Origin of the sequence: Neobacillus niacini, from assembly GCF_019749295.1 — a bacterium.
In the GTDB taxonomy this organism is placed as follows: Bacteria; Bacillota; Bacilli; order Bacillales; family Cytobacillaceae; genus Neobacillus; species Neobacillus niacini_D.
This window is the reverse complement of the sequence record NZ_JACWFG010000002.1, coordinates 290,147-310,114: the sequence shown is the minus strand read 5'-3', so window position 1 is coordinate 310,114 and position 19,968 is coordinate 290,147. Positions and strand designations below refer to the sequence as shown.

19 protein-coding genes are annotated in these 19,968 nt (G+C 42.1%); 18 read left to right on the top strand and 1 reads right to left on the bottom strand.

What is annotated here, in order from left to right:
* Nucleotides 1-135: 135 nt before the first annotated feature.
* From H0184_RS05160 to H0184_RS05130, 7 genes are all read left to right on the top strand, one after another.
* Nucleotides 136-789 (top strand): HAD family hydrolase, encoded by a 654-nt coding sequence (locus tag H0184_RS05160; RefSeq protein ID WP_221822170.1) that lies wholly within the window; start codon nt 136-138, stop codon nt 787-789.
* Nucleotides 790-936: 147 nt separating this feature from the next.
* Complete coding sequence (locus tag H0184_RS05155) at nt 937-1,911, top strand: SIS domain-containing protein (protein WP_221822168.1); 975 nt, start codon at nt 937-939, stop codon at nt 1,909-1,911.
* Between the two features lie 211 nt (nt 1,912-2,122).
* Complete coding sequence (locus H0184_RS05150) at nt 2,123-3,400, top strand: ABC transporter substrate-binding protein (RefSeq protein ID WP_221822166.1); 1,278 nt, start codon at nt 2,123-2,125, stop codon at nt 3,398-3,400.
* A gap of 93 nt (nt 3,401-3,493) precedes the next feature.
* Nucleotides 3,494-4,378: a carbohydrate ABC transporter permease gene (locus tag H0184_RS05145; RefSeq protein WP_221822164.1), complete on the top strand. Its 885-nt coding sequence runs from the start codon at nt 3,494-3,496 to the stop codon at nt 4,376-4,378.
* A 1-nt stretch (nt 4,379) separates the two neighbouring features.
* Nucleotides 4,380-5,258 (top strand): carbohydrate ABC transporter permease, encoded by an 879-nt coding sequence (locus tag H0184_RS05140; protein WP_221822160.1) that lies wholly within the window; start codon nt 4,380-4,382, stop codon nt 5,256-5,258.
* Between the two features lie 16 nt (nt 5,259-5,274).
* Entirely contained in the window at nt 5,275-6,093 is an 819-nt protein-coding gene (locus H0184_RS05135; protein ID WP_221822158.1) for a PfkB family carbohydrate kinase, read from the top strand.
* A gap of 121 nt (nt 6,094-6,214) precedes the next feature.
* Nucleotides 6,215-6,979, top strand: a complete 765-nt coding sequence (locus H0184_RS05130) for a GntR family transcriptional regulator (RefSeq protein WP_221822156.1) — start codon at nt 6,215-6,217, stop codon at nt 6,977-6,979.
* An 83-nt stretch (nt 6,980-7,062) separates the two neighbouring features.
* Here H0184_RS05130 and H0184_RS05125 read toward each other — a convergent pair whose 3' ends face one another.
* A complete protein-coding gene (locus H0184_RS05125) occupies nt 7,063-7,923 on the bottom strand; it encodes an alpha/beta fold hydrolase (protein ID WP_221822154.1) in 861 nt (286 codons plus the stop codon).
* A gap of 1,181 nt (nt 7,924-9,104) precedes the next feature.
* Here H0184_RS05125 and H0184_RS05120 point away from each other — a divergent pair.
* The 11 genes from H0184_RS05120 (at nt 9,105) to nuoN (ending at nt 19,949) form a co-directional block, all read left to right on the top strand.
* The gene (locus H0184_RS05120; RefSeq protein WP_313771713.1) at nt 9,105-9,479 is read left to right on the top strand and encodes an NADH-quinone oxidoreductase subunit A; all 375 of its coding nucleotides are present in this window, start codon (nt 9,105-9,107) and stop codon (nt 9,477-9,479) included.
* Nucleotides 9,470-9,982, top strand: a complete 513-nt coding sequence (locus H0184_RS05115; RefSeq protein WP_221822150.1) for a NuoB/complex I 20 kDa subunit family protein — start codon at nt 9,470-9,472, stop codon at nt 9,980-9,982. The genes H0184_RS05120 and H0184_RS05115 overlap by 10 nt, the downstream gene beginning before the upstream one ends.
* A 3-nt stretch (nt 9,983-9,985) precedes the next feature.
* Complete coding sequence (locus tag H0184_RS05110) at nt 9,986-11,440, top strand: NADH-quinone oxidoreductase subunit C (protein ID WP_221822148.1); 1,455 nt, start codon at nt 9,986-9,988, stop codon at nt 11,438-11,440.
* Nucleotides 11,441-11,443: 3 nt separating this feature from the next.
* Entirely contained in the window at nt 11,444-12,544 is a 1,101-nt protein-coding gene (locus H0184_RS05105) for an NADH-quinone oxidoreductase subunit D (RefSeq protein WP_221822146.1), read from the top strand.
* Nucleotides 12,544-13,551 carry an NADH-quinone oxidoreductase subunit NuoH gene (gene nuoH / locus H0184_RS05100; protein ID WP_221822145.1) on the top strand — a complete coding sequence of 336 codons (1,008 nt, stop codon included), beginning with the start codon at nt 12,544-12,546 and terminating at the stop codon, nt 13,549-13,551. Before H0184_RS05105 ends, nuoH begins: the two co-directional genes overlap by 1 nt.
* A gap of 112 nt (nt 13,552-13,663) precedes the next feature.
* Nucleotides 13,664-14,083: an NADH-quinone oxidoreductase subunit NuoI gene (gene nuoI, locus H0184_RS05095; protein ID WP_063255622.1), complete on the top strand. Its 420-nt coding sequence runs from the start codon at nt 13,664-13,666 to the stop codon at nt 14,081-14,083.
* Nucleotides 14,080-14,598 (top strand): NADH-quinone oxidoreductase subunit J, encoded by a 519-nt coding sequence (locus H0184_RS05090; RefSeq protein WP_221822144.1) that lies wholly within the window; start codon nt 14,080-14,082, stop codon nt 14,596-14,598. The genes nuoI and H0184_RS05090 overlap by 4 nt, the downstream gene beginning before the upstream one ends.
* Complete coding sequence (gene nuoK / locus H0184_RS05085; RefSeq protein ID WP_045518735.1) at nt 14,595-14,909, top strand: NADH-quinone oxidoreductase subunit NuoK; 315 nt, start codon at nt 14,595-14,597, stop codon at nt 14,907-14,909. The genes H0184_RS05090 and nuoK overlap by 4 nt, the downstream gene beginning before the upstream one ends.
* 144 nt (nt 14,910-15,053) lie before the next feature.
* Complete coding sequence (gene nuoL / locus H0184_RS05080; protein ID WP_221822455.1) at nt 15,054-16,916, top strand: NADH-quinone oxidoreductase subunit L; 1,863 nt, start codon at nt 15,054-15,056, stop codon at nt 16,914-16,916.
* Nucleotides 16,917-18,425 (top strand): complex I subunit 4 family protein, encoded by a 1,509-nt coding sequence (locus tag H0184_RS05075; protein ID WP_221822143.1) that lies wholly within the window; start codon nt 16,917-16,919, stop codon nt 18,423-18,425.
* A 6-nt stretch (nt 18,426-18,431) separates the two neighbouring features.
* The gene (nuoN, locus tag H0184_RS05070; protein WP_221822142.1) at nt 18,432-19,949 is read left to right on the top strand and encodes an NADH-quinone oxidoreductase subunit NuoN; all 1,518 of its coding nucleotides are present in this window, start codon (nt 18,432-18,434) and stop codon (nt 19,947-19,949) included.
* Nucleotides 19,950-19,968: the final 19 nt, after the last annotated feature.

Here is a 19,968-nt window from a genome sequence, read left to right as displayed (position 1 = left end):
TTAAACCCCCGCTGGTCGACGGACTGGCTGGGGTTTTACTTTTTCTAGTATTTCTTTAGATTAGGTTCAATTATTGACATATAACGTATTATGATGTTATATGTTCTATAATTGAAAAACTAGGAGGTATACAGGGTGAAGTTAGTAATCTTTGATATGGATGGATTGTTGTTTGACACGGAATGGCCGTCGTTTCTAGCATTAAAGGAAGCGGTTGAAAGAAGAGGTTTTACGTTTACGATTGAGAACTATAAACAGTTAATCGGGTTGGCGCATGGTAATTCAATGGAAGTAATGCAGCAAATGTATGATGGTAAACTTCCGTATGAAGAAATCATTATCGATTATCGGATGCGGTTTAAGGAAACTTTAGCGAACGATGGCGTTGGTATAAAGCGGGGAGCCATAAAACTACTTGATGCGCTAGATCAGAGGGGAATAAAAAAATGTATTGCTTCCTCCAGTGCACGGGAAACGATTGCTTCATACTTGAAGCTGGCGGGCCTTGAAGACCGCTTTGATTTTTATATCAGTGGGAATGAGGTCAAAAAGGGTAAGCCTCATCCGGATATCTTTTTAGAGGCATGTAAAATCGCCGGGGAGCCGGTGGAGTCTGCTTTAGTGTTAGAGGACTCATTGAATGGGTTGAAGGCAGCGTGTGCGGCAGAGATTCGTTGTATATTGGTACCTGATTTGATTGATCCTACGGAGGAAATGAAGGAAAAGGCATATAAAATTATCGAAGATTTAGAAAAAGTGATAGAGGTATTGGAGCAGCCCCTTATTTGAAATAAGGGTTTTTTTGTGGTTTTGTCAGACTTTGTCGGAAAAAAGTAATTAACAGAATCTTTAAAAGTGTTTGACTTAATGGATAAGTCAGCTTATACTACAAATAAGACATCATATGATGTCATATAACATTAGGGGGTAAAGTAAATGAAAACTGAACATGTTAATCAAATTGCTGCTGCAATCAATGCAGTTAAAGCAACAAATGTGAAGAATGTTTATTTTGTAGCTTGTGGAGGTTCGATGGCATCCCTTGCTACTGGGGATTATTTCTTAAATAGAGAAATCGAGATTCCAAGCAGAGTTTATACTTCTAATGAATTTGTTCATGTGAACCCGCCAGGACTTGGTGAAGGAAGCGTTGTTATTCTTCGTTCACATTCAGGAACTACACCAGAAACAGTTGCTGCAGCTAAATTTGCAAGAGAAAAAGGAGCAGTAACGATTGCAATTTCCATGGAAGTTGATTCTCCACTTTGTCAAGAAGCTGAGTATACCGTTCATTACAACTATAAGGATGGCTCAGACGCGATTGATGGAGAAACAGGTATATACTACAGCTTAATTTTCGGTCTTTTGAATGCGGTTTCACCAAATGAAAAATACGAAAGAGTATTAAATCAATTAAATAATTTAGAAACTCTTTTTGAGTCAAACAGAAAATTGACTTATGATCGTGCATTCCAATTTGGAAGCGAGTACAAGCGCGATAAACTGATTTATACAATGGGCAGCGGTGCTTACTACCACCAGGCATATTCGTTTACTAGCTGCTTGTTAATGGAAATGTTATGGATCCACTCTAATGCGATTCATACTGGCGAATACTTCCACGGTCCGTTTGAAGCAACTGACTTTGATGTTCCATTCCTAATTATCAAAGGAGAAGGCGCTACTCGTCCATTAGATGAAAGAGCGATTACCTTTGCACAAAAATACAGTAAAAAAGTTGAGGTTGTCGATGTAGCGGAATTGGATTACACAGGTATTGATGAAGATCTCAAAGAATACTTTGGTCCAGCTCTTGCAGGTGTTGTATTACGTCAATATGCAGATGGTTTGGCAGAGCATACAGGTCACCCGCTTTCCGTAAGACGCTATATGTGGAAAATGGAATATTAATCTGCCAACATTAGTCACTTAACAACCCGGGTTCAACATGATAGATTATAAGAAAGATTTTCTAGTATACTTATGGGACACGATCTGCAAGTGGACAAGGTTCAGTTGAAGGTTAATCTAATCTGCGTTGTTGACTAGGACACTTAATTGAACTCACTCCATTTCATTATTGCAAAAATAGTAATCTGAATATTTTAAAGGGAGTGAAAAAATGAAAAAATTTATAGCGATTTTCATGACAGTTCTTTTATTAGCATTAACAGCTTGTTCCTCCTCAGCAGGAAACGAAGAAAAAAAATCATCGGATAAAGATGTAGTGGAAATCGATTTCTTCCATAGATGGCCGAATGAACCACGGAAATCTTTCTATGATCAGAAAATCAAGGAATTTGAAGATGCGAACCCAGGTGTTAAAATTAATGTCAATTCTGTTTTAAACGATTCTTACAAAGAGAAAATTAGAGTGCTCGTTTCTAACGACGATCTTCCAGATATTTTCTCATCTTGGTCTGACTCATTTGCTGAAAACCTTGTATCATCTGATCGTATTATGGAGCTAGATAGTATTTTAGCAGAGGATTCTGAGTGGGCAGGAAAATTAATTGAGTCTCAGTTTGCAGGTTTTACATTTGATGAAAAGAAGTATGGTGTACCATTTACGGTTGATGGAAAGGCATTCTTCTATAATAAGGAAGTTTTCAAGAAAAATAATCTTGAAGTTCCTAAAACCTATAAAGAATTTATCGCAGTTCTAAAAGATTTGCAGGATGCTGGCTATGAAACGCCGTTAGTAGAAGGTTTAACCAATGCATGGGCGATTTCTCATTACATGGGAACGATTTTCCAAAGGGTTGTCGACCCTGCAGTAACAGCAAAAGATTATAACGTCGCAACAGGTGAGTTTACAGATCCAGGTTATATTAAAGGATTAGAAATTTTCCAGGAACTTACTGATTACATGGGCGATCTCTCAACTGCAATTGACCATGAGGCTGCAAGAAATATGTTCGCTAGTGGTGAAGCACCAATCGTTTACATGCAGTTTGCTGAAGTTAAAATGGTCGAAGATCAAGGTATGACAGATTTCGGTTTCTTTGACTTCCCTGAAATCGAGGGCGGTAAAGGTGATTCTAAGGCACTTACAGGTGCACCTGAAGGATGGATGTTAAGTAAAAATGCACCAAAAGAAGCAGTTGATTTCTTGAAGTTCTTAACATCTAAAGAAACTGCTTACGATTTTACAAAGACAGATGGACAATTGAATGCCGTTCAGGGTGCTGTTGATGAAGGCAATACTTCTCCTGCCAGATTAGAAGCATATGAGCTCGTAACAAATGCTTCTGCAACTACACCATGGTTTGATAATGCCGTTAATATCAATATTGCCGATATCTTCATGAGAGGCGGACAGACATTAGCAAATGAGCAAACGACTCCTGAAGAAATTATGAAGGAAGTACAAGCTGAAGCAAAACGTTTGAAAAAGTAGAATGATTTCCCCTTCCCCAAGATTCGAGGACAGTGTTCCGGTGAATCTTGGGGAAATCTAACAAACGAGCCAAAAATATTAGGGGTGGGGTCAATGCAAAGAAGGAAATTTAATATTATCCCAGTACTATTCTTATTGCCGAGCATCGCCTTGCTGCTCGTATTTGTCTATATTCCGCTTATACAAAATTTTTATAATAGCTTTTTTGATTTCTCAGTTTTCTCTCAAACAAAAACGTTTGTTGGTTTTGAAAATTTTAAAAATCTATTAGCCGATAAAGCAGTAAGTGTTGGAATTCTCAATAACGTTAAGTACGCAATCATTTCTGTGATCTTACAGGTCGGATTTGCTTTAGTGTTAGCTTATATATTGGAAGATAAATTATTTCACAGAGTAGCCCCTTTCCTTAGGGTCGTTTACTTTATGCCAGTTATGATTTCCATTTCTGTTGTTGCTTTACTATTTGGGTTTGTTTACAACCCGCAAATGGGTCTTTTAAACAGTTTCCTTGAATTAATTGGTTTGGAAAACCTGAAAGAGGTATGGCTAGGCAATCCTGAGACAGCCATTTATTCCGTCATTGCAATGTCACAATGGCATAGTATAGGGTTTGTTACCCTTTTATTTATTGTTGCGATTCAGAAAATTCCGAAAGAGCTTTACGAAGCTGCTGATATAGATGGAGCTGGAAAAATAAGAAAGTTTTTTAGCATTACAGTACCACAGGTAAGAGAAGCTATATTTGTTAATACATTAATTACGATCACTGGTTCTATGCTCGTTTTCAACGAACCATATATTCTGACGAATGGCGGACCAGGCTTTAGTTCAACAGTTCTGTCTGTACATATGTATCAGACTGGATTTGTGAAAGATAACATGGGCTATGCTTCCACGCTGGCGATTATTATCTTTATTTTGACAGCGGTGCTGGCGCTCATTCAAATTAAACTGTCTCGCACGGGAAAGGATGATTAACATGGAGCAGGTAATAAAACCATCTGTGGAGCAGGTAATAAAACCATCTCGAAAACTACGGAAATTCAGTATCGGCCAATTTCTCACCATGCTAATCCTGGCGGCTTTTGCAATCGCCATCCTTTATCCGCTTCTTTGGATGGTTATCTCTTCGATGAAGAGCTATAATGAGATCTTCAATGATGTCTGGGGCTTACCTAGTACTTGGATTGTTGAAAACTATGCAACTGCCTGGTCAAAGGGTATATCCGGCTATTTTATGAATAGTTTGCTCGTTACAAGTGTAACCATTATTGCGGTTCTGATTATTGGCTCGATGGCGGCATTTGTACTATCCAGATATAAGACAAGATGGATTGACATTGCGCTGATTTTTACCATCGGCGGAATGATGATGAATCCACAGGTTGCCTTAATTCCATTGTTTAATATCCTTACGAATCTAGATTTAATCAATACCCATTGGGCGTTAATTTTAACGTATATCGCTTATCGACTGCCATTAACGATTTTGCTTTTAAGAGGTTACTTTTTAAGTATTCCAAAAGAGCTGGAAGAGTCAGCCATTATTGATGGATGTACGGAATTCGGAATCTATCGAAGAATTTATTTGCCGATGTCCGTGCCAATTTTGTTAACAACGATCGTATTAACTGCATTTTTTGCATGGAATGAGTTTTTATTTGCTACAGTCTTTATTGACTCAGAAACATTGAAAACGATTCCATCAGGATTAATGAACTTTAGAGATGCCTTACGGACAGATTGGGGCGTACTCCTTGCGGGAATGGTACTCGCTTCGCTTCCAATGATTGCACTGTTAATCTTCCTGCAAAAGTATCTAGTTCAAGGGTTATCTGAGGGTTCTGTAAAAGGGTAAAGGAAGGATGAGCATATTGAAGATTATTGCAATTGGAGATAATGTGGTAGATTGTTATTTAGATCAGGGGAAGTATTATCCTGGCGGCAACTGTGTTAATGTAGCTGTAAATTGTAAGCGTTCAGGAGCGGAAGATGTCAGTTATATTGGGATTTTTGCCACCGACGATAAAGCAGACCATTTGAAAAGCGTTCTTGAGCTGGAGGGTATTCCTTATCACCGCTCACGTGTGGCAGAAGGAATCAGTGGACAACCCCGCGTAAATCTTAGCGAGGATGGCGATCGTGTATTTGTAGGCGGACCAAAGAATACGGTTCAACACATTATAAAATTAAAGCTTACCCCTGAGGACTATGAATATATTAAAGAGTTTGATGTGGCTCATACTAGCTGCTATAGTTCAATGGAAGAGGAACTTCCGGGCTTGGCGCAGCATATTAACGTATCCTACGATTTCTCGGATAAATATAATTCCTCCCAGCTTGAAAAAGTTTGCCCTAATATTAAACATGGGTTTTTCTCAGGCGCTCATTTAAGTGAGGATGAACTGGAGAATTTAGTAGCGGAACTAGGAAAATATGATTTGGAAACAATCGGTATTACCAGGGGATCCAAGCCTGCTCTTTTTATCCACAAAGGTAACAAGTATAGACAAGAAGTAATTGAAACTGAAATTGTTGATACGATGGGAGCAGGGGATAGTTTTATCGCTGGGTTTTTAACAGCCTTTTACAATCAAAAAGATATGAAGGATGCCTTAGTGTTTGCCGCTGAACGAGCTAGCATTACTTGCGGGTTTTATGGCGGATTCGGCTACCCGAAGGATTTAGAATAGTACTCTTGATATAGCCTAACGCCACTTGGTAAAGGCTATTATTTTTCAATCAAAAAGGTAGTTTTATAATCATTTTCTTATTATAATTACTATTATAAGTAAATTTCAGAAGAGGTAACATATGGATAAGGAAAAATCTGTTGAAACAGAGAGCCCAGTGTTTTTGTATGATCAGGTAAAGCATGGCATTATGGAAATGATTAATACGGGAAAAATTGTTTCCGGCCAGAGGCTGCCGAATGAGAAGGAATTATGTGAAGCCTTCGACACAAGCAGAATTACGATTAGGCGGGCGTTGAAGGAACTTGCAAGTGAAGGGGTCATTGAAATCATTCATGGAAAAGGGACCTTTGTCAAAAACGTGAAACAAAAAATCCATATTCTTAATTTGCAAGGATTTTCGGAATTGTCAGTAGCAGCAGGGGATGGCAAATTCACAAAAGAAATTTTGGTCAATCAAATTGAAACCGCTGACAATGAGCTTATGCAGTATTTTGAACGTAAAGAGCCGTTTGAAGTGGTGAAGCTTGTACGATTAATAAAGGATGGAAACAATATCTTTAGTGTTGACTTTGCCTATTTACCATGTGATATATACCCTGGCATTTCCGAAAAAATAAAGGATAATGTTTCGACCTTTAAAGTTATACAAGATGAGTACGGAATAAAGTTCGGTAAAGCGCGGAAGGAAATGGAGTTTATTCTTCCTTCTCAAGATTTAAGCAAGCTTCTTCAAGTCTCTCGAATGGAAACCCTCATTCAAGTTAAGAAAGTAATAAAGGATGATTACGATAGACCGGTACATTACTCTGTGTACTATCTCCTTGCTAATAAAGTAAACTTCTATATTGACGTCGATATGGACAGTGATCTTGATTTAACGTAATGTAAAACAAAGACCTTTGGCTTGTGGCATGGGTCTTTGTTGTTTTTATACATATACATTCTCCCTCACTATTTATCTGTTCTTCATGATACCTCTTCTTCTTTAGCTTTAACCCATTGTATGATTTCATTGCTTACTTCATCTGGTTTATCCCATTGAATCATGTGACCTGTTTGGTTCATTGAGATAGTGGAAGCATCTTTAATATCATTCTTTAGTTGAGAGATTCCTTTAATCCGTGCCTCCTCTAGTTCACTTGGTTCTGTTGCATGCAATAGTAACAATGGTGATTTGATAAAAGGATATGTAGTGGTAAATGGTTCTTTAAAAAAAGCTTTTATGATGGATAAAACAGTGAATTTAGAAGCAATTAATTCATACTTGTCTTTTTTTATAAATATGGAAGATACTGATTCTTCCGTCGTTTCATTCCATCTTTTTGTAAAAGTCCTATATTCGCTTATGATATCCTCCCGCGTATCATATTTTGCTTGATCCATGTACGAATCCCATCCATCGAAAGCAATAGAAAATGTCATTTCCTCCTGGAATTCAGGAAATGTAAAACCACCGTCAAGTAGAATGATCCCTTTTAGGTTTTCAGGGTAGTGTTTTGCATAATGCAGTGCTACATCTGCTCCCCAGGAGTGACCCAAAAGATAAAATGGCTTGCTCAATAAGGAGGAAAGGACCTTATCATACCAGCTTGCAAGACTAGAAAACAGGTATTCTTCTTCCTTAATAAATGGTGTGCTCTTCCCATGGCCTGGCTGATCAATTAACAATAGTTGAAAGTGATCGCCTAATTGTTTACTAAGTTCTGAGAAACTATAGATAGCACTTCCTGCTAATCCATGAAGGCAGACAATGGTTGGCTTTTCACTGCTCCCTTCCATGTAATAACTTACCCTATTTCCATCCAGCTCCATATAGCGATGTTCCATGATTATCTCTCCCGCTTCATGATTAGGTTGATAAATTCTTACATAGTATTAAACAATCTCCTATAGATTCAATAAATTAAAATAAATATCCTGCTTCCATGCTGGTATTGTAGGTGGGGTTAACTTAAAAAGGAAGGATAGGAACTATTTATGGTAGTGGGAGATTGAATCTGTCAGTCTTGCGACTGGCTTTTCAGCATTAGAGGAGGGGAATCTGCAGGTAAGAGGCGGGGTGTAAAAATCTATAGGGGTTTTGAATTATAAAAGGAAGAATATGAATACTTTTATGTAAAAGTCGAGGTAGTTTGCCAGTCTTTCGACTGGCTTTTCAATGTAAGAGGACGGTGCGAAATAGTTAGGTAGGTAAACTATTGAGATATGCAGGTGAAAGAATGAAGTGTGCAGGTAAGGGGGCAGAAAAGGCAGGTAGAGGAGGGGAATCTACAGGTAAGAGGTGGTGAAGGAAGAAGATACGAAGGAGAGGGAAAGTAAACCGACTGGAATATGTAGGAGTTTAGTAGGATGTTGATTAGATTTATTCCTTTTTAATAGAAATTTTAGAATGATTTGGTATATTGTGAATATGATGGTGTTGATGGGTGTACAAGGTTGCTGCAATCATGTTAAGTTTGATTGGTTGTGAATTTTGATTTTTTGCATGAATGGCTATGATTTGGTGAAGTTTTTATGACAATTCTCACTGACATATGATGGGATTTGTTGTTAAATGTCGATATAGGGAACAAATCGGCTCTTGCGAGCCTGGTTCTATGCACGTCATCTTTCGCTTCGCTGCAGATCACGTGCATAAGTGCAAGGTTCTGCAATTCGCTTATGCGTCATCTCTGGGGTGTTTTCAGGGGGCTTTTTCTGCGAGATCACGCAAACGCTCAGGGGGTGGGGCCTTGTGTCTCAAAACCAGGGTGAGCGAAAAATTGAAATTTCTACCGCCATGTGCTAGCGCACATTGCGCTTTAGCTGTCGCTAAAGCTTGCAAAACTTCCCAATCCAAGGCGTTTTTGCGAGCGAGCTCTCAAACGCTTGGATTGGGAAGTTTTGCGGCGATAGAAATTCCAATTTTTAATAGGTGGTGTTGTCGACACAGGTTTGTAACAATGCTATAATGTTATCGGTTACAAGTTTCATTTGTATGAAAATTTTCAACATTGGAGGGGATGGACTTGGAACTTTTAAATTTATATCAGAATAATTATCTGATAGTTTTTGTGTTCCTCTGTCTTGGGGTGCTGCTGCCGTTGGTGGCTTTATTTTTAGGTAAGTTTTTACGTCCTCATAAGCCGAGTGTCGAGAAGTATACCACTTATGAGAGCGGTATTGATCCATTTCACGATTCCCGTGTACAGTTCAATGTCCGCTATTATATTTTTGCCCTTATGTTTGTTATTTTTGATGTGGAGACTGTATTTTTATACCCATGGGCGGTTGCCTATGATAAGCTTGGGGTTTTTGCGTTAATTGAGATGTTGATTTTTGTAGTTATGTTATTAATTGGCTTAGCTTATGCTTGGAAGAAGAAGGTGCTACGATGGACTTAAAACTAGATGACCTTTCACCACAGGAAATGAGAGAGTTAGAGCGAAATGTATTTTTTGCGACGCTGGAGCAAATAAAGGCTTGGGCACGAAGTAATTCGTTGTGGCCGATGACTTTTGGTCTGGCTTGTTGTGCGATTGAAATGATGGGTACCGGCGGAGCGAACTATGACCTTGACCGCTTTGGGACTATTTTCCGGACGTCACCGCGTCAGTCGGATTGCATGATTGTTTCCGGGACGGTTACGAAGAAGATGGCACCGATTGTCCGCCGTTTGTATGATCAAATGCCAGAGCCGAAATGGGTAATCGCAATGGGATCTTGCGCAACTGCAGGCGGTCCGTATGTGAAATCTTACTCTGTTGTTAAGGGTGTCGATCAAATCGTTCCTGTTGATGTTTATATCCCTGGATGCCCGCCAAACCCGGCCGCATTAATTTATGGAATCAATAAATTAAAGGAAAAGATTCGCTATGAGGCGAAGACTGGGAAGAAGGTGATCTAACCGATGAGCGGGGAGAAGGATCTCGATCAATTAAAAAGAGAAGCGGCCGAGAAGGCGAAGGCGGCTGCGTTAGCGAAGCGTAAGGCGAAGGAAGCCGGAGAATCTGCGGCTGCTCCGAATCAGGAGGACAAACCTTCTGAACAAAACCACAGTCAGGAAGAGAAGCCAGCCCAACCAGCGGGAACACAGGCTGAAGATGGTGCAGACCTTGCGAAGAAAAAAGCAGCGGCGGCTGCGAAGGCGAAGGCTGCTGCACTGGCGAAGAAGAAACGTGAAGGTATCGTTGAAGAAGAAGCTCCTGCACCGGTTGAGGAAACGCCAGCTGCACAAAACAGCGATGATGGAGATGACCTCGCGAAGAAGAAGGCAGCAGCTGTAGCAAAGGCGAAAGCGGCAGCCGCGGCGAAGCGTAAAGCGATGGAGTTAAAAGGCGAGTCAGCTCCGGCTGAAGAAACGCCGGCAGCTGAAGTGTCAAGTGACGGGGATGACCTGGCAAAGAAGAAAGCGGCAGCTGTAGCGAAGGCAAAAGCGGCGGCAGCGGCAAAGCGTAAGGCGATGGAGTTAGCGGGTGAGTCAGCCCCAGCCGAAGAAACGCCAGCGGCTGAAGCGTCAGGTGATGGAGATGACTTAGCGAAAAAGAAAGCTGCAGCAGTAGCGAAGGCCAAAGCGGCGGCAGCGGCAAAGCGTAAAGCAATGGAGCTAGCAGGAGGCGAAGCCCCAGCGGATGAACCTGCTGGAGATGACGCGAAAGCAAAAGCGGCAGCAGCAGCAAAGGCGAAAGCAGCGGCAGCAGCAAAAGCGAAGGCAGCAGCAGCGGCCAAAGCAAAAGCGGGTGGCGCTGATGCAGGTGATGATGAAAAAGCGAAAGCAAAAGCAGCGGCTGTAGCAAAGGCGAAAGCGGCAGCAGCAGCGAAGGCGAAAGCAGCAGGCGCAGCAAAAGGCAGCGACGTATCGCCAGCCGATACGGCCGAGCAGCCATCACCAAACCAACCTTTCTTGGATAAGTACAGGAAGGCGATTGAGGAAAACTTAGGTCCAGATGTTTTAGAAGATTCTTATATTAATAAATTATCTAAAGATGTTCCAACATTAGTGGCTAAGAAAGATACATATTTCAAGGTAGCTCAATTTTTAAAATACAATGAGCTTCTAGGGTTCGATTATCTCTCTGAGCTGCATGGAACGGATTTTGTAACACATATGGAAGTATATGTTCACTTATTCTCATACAAGAATCGCCAATCTGTGGCGTTAAAAGTGAAAATTGACCGCGATGAACCAACAATTGAATCCTTGCAGCCAATTTGGGCGGGAGCCAACTGGCCTGAGTGCGAAGCTTATGATTTACTAGGAATTAAGTTTACCGGACATCCGAATTTACATCGGATTATGCTAGGAGAAGATTGGGTTGGCCATCCACTGCGTAAAGATTATGAACCGTATGATGTGGAGGTGTAACCAGTGATCAGAACAGAAGAAATGCTGCTAAACGTCGGGCCTCAGCATCCAAGTACGCACGGAGTATTCCGGCTGGTTGTTAAAATCGATGGGGAAATCATTACTGAAGCAACCCCGGTCATCGGTTATTTACACCGCGGAACGGAAAAGCTGGCCGAGAACCTGCAATATACACAGATTATCCCGTACACGGACCGGATGGACTATTTGTCCGCGATGACAAACAACTATGTTATCTGCCATGCCGTCGAAACGATGATGGGAATCCAAGTTCCAGAACGTGCTGAATACCTTCGGGTAATGGCGATGGAATTGGGGCGAATTGCCAGTCACCTAGTGGCTTGGGGAACGTATATCCTTGACCTTGGGGCGACAAGTCCGTTCATCTATGCGTTCCGTGACCGTGAAATGATTATCAATATGCTGAATGAATTATCAGGCGCGCGCTTGACCTTTAACTATATGCGTGTTGGCGGGGTAAAGTGGGACGCTCCCGAAGGCTGGGTTGATGGAGTAAGGGAATTTGTTCCTTATCTGCGCGAACAGCTCAAAGGCTACCATGACCTCGTATCTGGAAATGAAATCTTTTTAGACCGGGTAAAAGGGGTTGGCGTTTATTCAAAAGAAGAGGCCATCAACTATTCACTCAGCGGTCCAAACCTTCGCAGTACCGGCGTGAAATGGGATCTTCGTAAAGATGAGCCATATTCAATCTATGACCGTTTTGACTTTAATGTCATCACAAGGGACGAAGGAGATTGCTTGGCCCGTTACCATGTACGACTAGATGAAATTGGCGAATCTTTGAAAATCCTTGAGCAGGCCTGTGAGCAATTCCCTGCAGAAGGCGAGATTATGGCAAAAGTACCAAAAATAATTAAAGCACCAAAAGGGGAAGCATTTGTAAGAATTGAATCTCCACGTGGAGAAATCGGCTGCTATATCTCTAGTGACGGTAAAAAAGAACCGTATCGCTTAAAGTTTAGAAGACCTTCATTCTATAATCTGCAAATTCTCCCTAAATTATTAGTAGGCGAAAACATTGCAAACTTAATTGCGATTTTAGGGGCAGTTGACATTGTCCTTGGGGAGGTGGACGGCTAATGGTAGAAGAGTTGCTCCATTCCGGTTCCGGCTGGATGAACTTTGGAATCTTCTTTTTACTCGCAGTTGTCTTACTATTAGTAGTCTTAGGTTTCGTAACATATGCGATCTTAGCAGAGCGAAAGGTTTTAGGTTACATGCAGGCCCGTCACGGCCCGAATCAACTTGGGGGTAAATGGGGATTATTGCAAACGGTAGCCGACGTTCTTAAACTCTTAATCAAAGAAGACATTATTCCAAAGGCAGCCGACAGACCGTTATTTATCATAGCGCCAATCATTGCCTTTACGCCAGCGTTTATGGTACTTGCAACCATCCCGTTCACGGAAAAATTTCAATTTGCTGATATTGGGGTAGGCTTACTCTATTACATTGCTATTTCCGGAATGACTGTATTTGGAATGGTTCTCGGCGGCTGGGCGTCCAACAACAAATACGCGCTGCTCGGGGGCATGCGTGCCGGTGCACAGATGATTTCCTACGAGATTCCGCTCGTTATATCTGTTTTGGGTGTCATCCTATTAACAGGAAGCTTGAATCTAAACGATATCGTGGCACAGCAGGGTGAAACAGCATGGTTCATTCTCTTGCAGCCAGTAGCGTTTATCGTGTTTTTTATCGCATCAATTGCAGAATTAAACCGGACACCATTTGACTTACCAGAATCAGAGAACGAATTGGTTGCCGGATACTTTGTTGAGTACTCAGGATTCCGCTGGGCATTCTTTATGCTCACAGAATATGTTTACATGTTTGCGATGTCATCACTGATCACCGTCATTTTCTTAGGCGGATGGCTGCCGCCATTTGATTTCCTAGGATTTATCCCAGGTGCGGTATGGTTCGCACTAAAGTTTTGTTTCGTTGTGTTTGTGTACATGTGGATTCGAGCAACACTTCCTCGTTTCCGTGTCGACAGACTCATGGAATTTGCGTGGAAAGTGCTATTCCCAATCGCGCTCGCAAACATATTCTTAACAGCATTAATCAAAACATTATTTTTCTAAGATTTTTTGAAAAAGGAACCTAATGGGGCGTTCGCAAGTAAGCATAGCCCTTGAAGGAATCTATAGAACGAATGCAGAAAGCAATTTTTAAAATGAAAAAGGGGTGAAAAACGTGCTTGGATTTACAAAAGGCTTGAAATATACCCTAAAACAGTTAACCAAAGAAAAGGTAACTTATAATTATCCAGATGAGCCGCTTCCGCTGCCGGACCGTTTCCGCGGTATTCAAAAATTCTATCCGGAGAAGTGTATCGTGTGCAATCAATGCATGAACATTTGCCCGACAGAATGTATTAACTTAACGGGTAAAAAACATCCGGATCCAACGAAAAAGGGGAAAATCATCGATACGTACGATATCAACTTCGAGATTTGTATCCTTTGCGACCTGTGTACGGAGGTTTGCCCAACAGAAGCGATTGTCATGACCAATAACTTTGAGCTAGCGTCATACAGCCGTGATATGTTATTTAAAAACCTTGAATGGTTAGATGAGAACGACGAAAACGTACGGCAGGTGAATAAACCATGACAATTACAGGCGAGTTTATCGCATTTATGGGCCTCGCCCTTGTCGCCATCATTGGCGGTGTCCTGTTATTGAACCTTACCAAGGTCGTGCATATGGTTGTTGCCCTCATTTTTACATTTGTCAGCATTGCCGGTATTTACGTGCTGCTGTCAGCTGAATTTGTCGCAGCGGTTCAAATCTTGATTTATTCCGGTGCAATTACGATCATCATGCTATTTGGAATTATGTTAACGAAGCATGATGACGATGAGGAAACAACTACAGGCAAAGGAAGAAAGGTTCTGTTATTTCTAGGTGTAATCGGTTTTGCAGTAGCTGTCTACATTGGAATCTATGATTTCAACGTGGTTCAGGTACCAACAGATCTACATGTGGACAATACGATGAAAATAGGGGAAGCCCTTTACTCTAAATGGGTCATTCCGTTTGAAGCAACGTCTGTTTTACTATTAGTAGCACTTGTCGGATCCATTATTCTGGCAAAGAAAGAAGAGAAGGAGGGTGACAAGGAATGAGTTCAGTTCCTGCTTCAGCCTTCCTGGCACTCGCACTGATATTATTCTGTATCGGATTATACGGGGCCTTGACAAAGAGAAACACCGTCATCGTCCTCATCTCTATCGAACTAATGCTGAATGCCGTTAATATTAACTTAGTAACCTTCAGTAAATACGGGGTGGCACCGTCCATCACCGGCCAAATCTTCGCACTGTTCACGATAAGCGTAGCTGCTGCAGAAGCAGCCGTCGGTCTGGCAATCCTAATTGCCCTCTACCGCAACCGCAAAACCGTCAACATCGACGATATGGACACGATGAAAAACTAGTTTTTTTTAGACACTGTGGTGCCTGTCACCACAGAAAGACACTGTCCGTCTCAGGTGGACAAATTGGTAATAATTGGTGTTTACCCTCGGGATGATTTCTCCTGAGCGGTGACAAGCACCATTTTTAAAAAGGGGATTGTGATGATGATGGAAAATGCATGGATCATACCGCTTTTCCCGCTATTATCGTTTTTGATTCTTCTTCTATTTGGTAAGCGCATGAAGGATGCGAGTGCATATGTGGGGATTCTCGCTACGCTTGCCGCGCTTGTGTATTCGTTGTTGGTGTTGTTCGAAAGGTTCACGCAAACCACGTACAAGACTTCAACGGAGTGGCTCAAGATAGGAGATATTTCTTTAACAGCGGGCTTTGAAGTGAATCAATTGAATGCATTAATGCTAGTAATTGTCTCGCTCGTCAGCTTCCTGGTACATACTTATTCAAAGGGATATATGCACGGGGATGAGCGGTTTCCAGTATTCTATGCCTATTTAGGACTATTTACGTTTGCGATGCTTGGGCTTGTCATCTCGCCAAACCTGCTGCAAACCTATATTTTCTGGGAGCTCGTCGGAGTCGGTTCCTTCCTCTTAATCGGATTTTATTTTTACAAAGAAGAAGCGAAGGCTGCGGCAAAAAAAGCGTTCATTATGACCCGTATCGGAGACGTTGGTCTCTTCATCGGGATGATTTTATTATTTTGGGAAACAAAAAGCTTCGAATACAGTGAAATCTTCGAAGCGGTTGAGGCTGGCGCTATATCAACTACGATGATTACCTTAACAGCGATCTTAATCTTTATCGGTGCTGTTGGTAAATCAGGTCAGTTCCCGCTTCACACTTGGCTGCCGGACGCGATGGAAGGTCCGACACCTGTTTCGGCTTTAATTCACGCGGCTACCATGGTTGCTGCCGGTGTATATTTAGTAGCTGCTCTTTTCCCGCTGTTCGCAGCGAGTGAAACGGCATTGTTAACCATCGCGGTCATAGGTGCGTTTACAGCTATTTTTGCAGCGAGCATTGGTCTGGTACAAACCGATATTAAACGCGTTTTAGCTTATTCAACCGTCAGCCAGCTTGGCTACATGATGCTGGCGTTAGGTTCTGCCGGTTATGTGGCAGGTGTATTCCACCTGATGACACATGCTTTCTTTAAAGCACTGCTATTCTTAGCAGCCGGAAGCGTCATTCATGCGGTACACACACAGAATATTGAAGAAATGGGCGGTCTTTGGAAAAAGCTTAAGCTTACCGCACCACTATTCTTAATTGGAACACTCGCAATCAGCGGTGTACCACTATTTTCAGGTTTCTTCAGTAAGGACGAAATCTTAATTGCAGCTTGGGAAGGCGGACATCCAGTTCTGTTCCTATTAGCGCTTGCAGCGGCATTTATGACTGCATTTTATATGTTCCGCTTGTTCTTCATGGTCTTTACAGGTGAAGCACGAAGCCCATTGAATAAAGTGCATGAATCACCATCAATGATGACCCTGCCAATGATTGTTCTTGGTGTATTAGCGATTATCGCTGGTTACGTTCAAACACCTTTCAACCACAATCTTGGTGATTGGCTCGTTGCTGGAAATGAAGCACTTGGTCATAGTCATATTGAAGGTCCAATCTGGATTATGATCGCAGCAACAGTGGTATCTTTAGCAGGTATCTACCTTGCATACTTGATTTACTACAAGCGTTCGCTCGCACGCAACTGGCTGTCAGGCAGCGGCGATACATTGCACAGCATTTTACTAAACAAATATTACATTGACGAATTCTATCAAATGTCAGTAGTGGCACTTACAAAAGGAATCAGCTACTTCTTACGCTTTATTGATGTCTTCCTAGTTGAAGGGATCATGAAAGGCGTAGCAGGGATTGTTCAAGGTCTTGGAGCAGCAGGTTCGAAGCTGCAAACAGGTCAAACGCAAACCTATGTTACAGTAGCATTCGTTGGTATGGCACTGCTTGCCGTCATCTTTGTGTTAACAGGGGGGTACCTATAAATGGATCTTTCTTTCGTTCTATCAATATTAGTATTCTCCCCGTTACTCGGAATTATCGTTTTAGCCTTCATGCCTAAAACAGAAGAAAAAAGTATTAAAATTGTCGGCTTCCTAGCGACTCTGCCAGCTCTGATTGCATCAGTCGGTCTTTATCTCCATTATCTATGGGGCAAGGATTTGAGCGACTTTGACGTAGCCAAGGAATGGATTACCTTCGGCGGCTTGCAGGGTACGGAGGCTGGTTACTGGGCAGTAAACTATGAACTTGGCGTCAGCGGCTTAACGATGCTGCTGGTGGTTTTAACCGCTGTGGTTGCAACACTTGCGGCGATTGCCTCCATTTATATTAAAAAAGAATGGAAAGGCTACTTCATGCTGTTCCTGCTGCTAGAAATCGGAATGCTTGGCGTATTTACAGCTGAAAACTTAATTCTATTTTTCTTATTCTTTGAAATTACTTTAATTCCAACCTTTTTCTTAATAGGGAAATGGGGTTATTTTGAAAAAGAAAAAGCAGCTTACAGCTTCTTAATCTATAACGGGTTAGGCTCTGCTGTACTGTTAATCGTGATTATGATTCTGTTTGCGAAAACAGGAACAACCAATATTGAAATGCTGACGGGGATCATGAACGATCCGAATGTTCCAATATCGGGCGATTTAAAACTAGGGTTATTGATTGCACTCTTAGTCGCTTTTGGCGTTAAGCTGCCAATCTTCCCATTACACAACTGGATGCTTCGCGTTCACGTGCAGGCACCGCCTTCAATTGTTATGATTCACTCTGGTATTCTATTGAAAATTGGTGCGTACGGGTTAATTCGCTTTGGTATGGGGATTTTTCCAGAGCAGTTTGAAACTCTTGCGGTACTCTTGGCCATCCTTGGGGTCGTAAACCTACTCTACGGGGCCTTCCTAGCGTTCATTCAAACAGACTTTAAAATGGTTTTGGCTTACTCTTCGATTTCCCACATGGGAATCGTGTTAATCGGGTTAGCAGCGATGAATGAGGCAGGCGTTCAGGGTGCAATTTTCCAAGTGGTTTCACACGGTTTAATCTCAGCGTTATTGTTCTTCCTAGTAGGTGCCTTCTACGAGCGCACAGACACGTCGCTGTTGGAAAACCTTGGCGGAATGGCAAAGGGTATGCCAATTGCTTCAGGCTTCTTGCTTGCAGGCGGCCTAGCGTCTCTTGGTTTGCCGGGTATGTCCGGTTTCGTCAGCGAATTTATGGCTTTCTTAGGGCTATTTGAAGAAATGCCTTGGATTGCTGCTGTCGGCTGTATCGGTATAATTATGACCGCTGTTTATTTATTACGTGCCGTTCTCGGCATTACGTACGGCCAAGCACACCGTGACTTTACCGGAGTCCTTGATTTGAAGGGCGTTGAGTTCGTACCGGTTCTTGTGTTAGTCGCATTGATCGTCTTAATTGGAGTAGTACCAAGCGTTCTAAGCTCACCGCTTCAAGCCACACTTGAAACGATTATGCTAGGGTTAGGAGGGTGATGAAGGATGAGTCTTGAAGAATTAACATCATATAATTGGGGCATCATGACACCAGAGTTCATCATCGTTGGTGTTGCTGCGCTTATCACAATACTAGATTTATTTATGCCGAAAAAACAAGACCGCCGAATCCTCGGCTGGATCGGAATTGCCGCGATTTTCGCCGCAATGGTTTCCCTGGCTGGAATGCTTGGTGCAGCACCTGATTCGATTTTAGAGGATACCTTCCGTCTTGATTCTTTTGGAAAAGCATTCAAATTCCTTCTGCTTGCAGGAGCAGCACTTGTTCTATTTTTAGCTGTCTCTTACAAGGCTGACGAGGGATTGGAAGAATACCGCGGAGAGTTTTATTATCTATTCCTAACCGGCTTACTTGGCGGAATGATCATGACCTCCAGCGGCGATTTAATTACACTATTTATCGGTCTCGAGTTGTTATCGATTTCTTCTTATATTCTAGCGGGTATCCGCAAGAACAACTTACAATCAAATGAATCGGCGATGAAATACGTCATCAACGGTTCAATTGCTACTGCGATTACATTGTTTGGGATGAGCTATGTGTATGGTTTAACAGGCTCAACGAACCTGTTAGCCATCGCACGAACACTGCAGGCGTTAGCGGACGCACAGCATGCGTATTTGCTTGGGCTGGCATTTATCATGATCTTTGTTGGCTTAGGCTTTAAATTGGCTGCTGCTCCGTTTCATATGTGGGCACCAGATGTTTACCAAGGTGCGCCAACGCCGGTTACAGCATTCTTGAGCGTGGTTTCAAAAACAGCCGGCTTTGTAATTGTGGCACGAATTATGATTTCAATCTTTGGGGTAGCGGCAACAGAAGGCCCTGGTTCGATACCAATACTGTACAATATGCAGGACTATATTGCTGTCATTGCTGCAGCTACGATGATTATCGGAAACGTGGTAGCGTTGAGGCAAAGCAATATTAAAAGAATGTTTGCGTACTCAAGTATTGCCCACGCTGGTTACATTCTAGTGGCGTTCACGACTTTGAGTTCAAACTTCTTTTACACAGTCTGGTTCTATTTATTAGCATACTTGTTCATGAACCTTGGAGCTTTTGCCATTATTCAATTGGTAGAGGCGAAAACAGGTTCAACGAAGATTTCTGACTTTGCCGGCTTGTATCGCCGTTCACCTGTATTGGCAGTCGCGATGGGGATTTTATTAGTCGCTTTAGCGGGCTTCCCAGGAACAGCAGGATTCATCGGTAAGCTGAACATCTTCATCGGTGCTTTCATGGGGCAGGAGCCGCATTATGTATTGGCTTCTATCATGATTGCAACAACAGTCGTTTCTTATTTCTACTATTTTGGTATCATGACACAAATGTTCTTCCGCCCAGCTGCGGATGACAGCAAGTTTACAAAAATACCAGTCGGAATCGTGGTTGTTCTCATCGTCACCGTCGCAGCGTCTATACTGTTTGGAGTATTCCCAGACATCGCGATCGACTTCGTGAACGAAAATTTCAATCACTTCTCAGACTTCTTACAATAGACCGGCAACTTTGGGGGAA

Coding starts and splice junctions, on each gene's coding strand:
- H0184_RS05155 (WP_221822168.1), top strand. CDS start 937: ATGAAAACTGAACATGTTAATCAAATTGCTGCTGCAATCAATGCAGTT.
- H0184_RS05150 (WP_221822166.1), top strand. CDS start 2,123: ATGAAAAAATTTATAGCGATTTTCATGACAGTTCTTTTATTAGCATTA.
- H0184_RS05145 (WP_221822164.1), top strand. CDS start 3,494: ATGCAAAGAAGGAAATTTAATATTATCCCAGTACTATTCTTATTGCCG.
- H0184_RS05140 (WP_221822160.1), top strand. CDS start 4,380: ATGGAGCAGGTAATAAAACCATCTGTGGAGCAGGTAATAAAACCATCT.
- H0184_RS05130 (WP_221822156.1), top strand. CDS start 6,215: ATGGATAAGGAAAAATCTGTTGAAACAGAGAGCCCAGTGTTTTTGTAT.
- H0184_RS05125 (WP_221822154.1), bottom strand. CDS start 7,923: ATGGAACATCGCTATATGGAGCTGGATGGAAATAGGGTAAGTTATTAC.
- H0184_RS05115 (WP_221822150.1), top strand. CDS start 9,470: ATGGACTTAAAACTAGATGACCTTTCACCACAGGAAATGAGAGAGTTA.
- H0184_RS05110 (WP_221822148.1), top strand. CDS start 9,986: ATGAGCGGGGAGAAGGATCTCGATCAATTAAAAAGAGAAGCGGCCGAG.
- nuoH (WP_221822145.1), top strand. CDS start 12,544: ATGGTAGAAGAGTTGCTCCATTCCGGTTCCGGCTGGATGAACTTTGGA.
- H0184_RS05090 (WP_221822144.1), top strand. CDS start 14,080: ATGACAATTACAGGCGAGTTTATCGCATTTATGGGCCTCGCCCTTGTC.
- nuoK (WP_045518735.1), top strand. CDS start 14,595: ATGAGTTCAGTTCCTGCTTCAGCCTTCCTGGCACTCGCACTGATATTA.
- nuoL (WP_221822455.1), top strand. CDS start 15,054: ATGATGGAAAATGCATGGATCATACCGCTTTTCCCGCTATTATCGTTT.
- H0184_RS05075 (WP_221822143.1), top strand. CDS start 16,917: ATGGATCTTTCTTTCGTTCTATCAATATTAGTATTCTCCCCGTTACTC.
- nuoN (WP_221822142.1), top strand. CDS start 18,432: ATGAGTCTTGAAGAATTAACATCATATAATTGGGGCATCATGACACCA.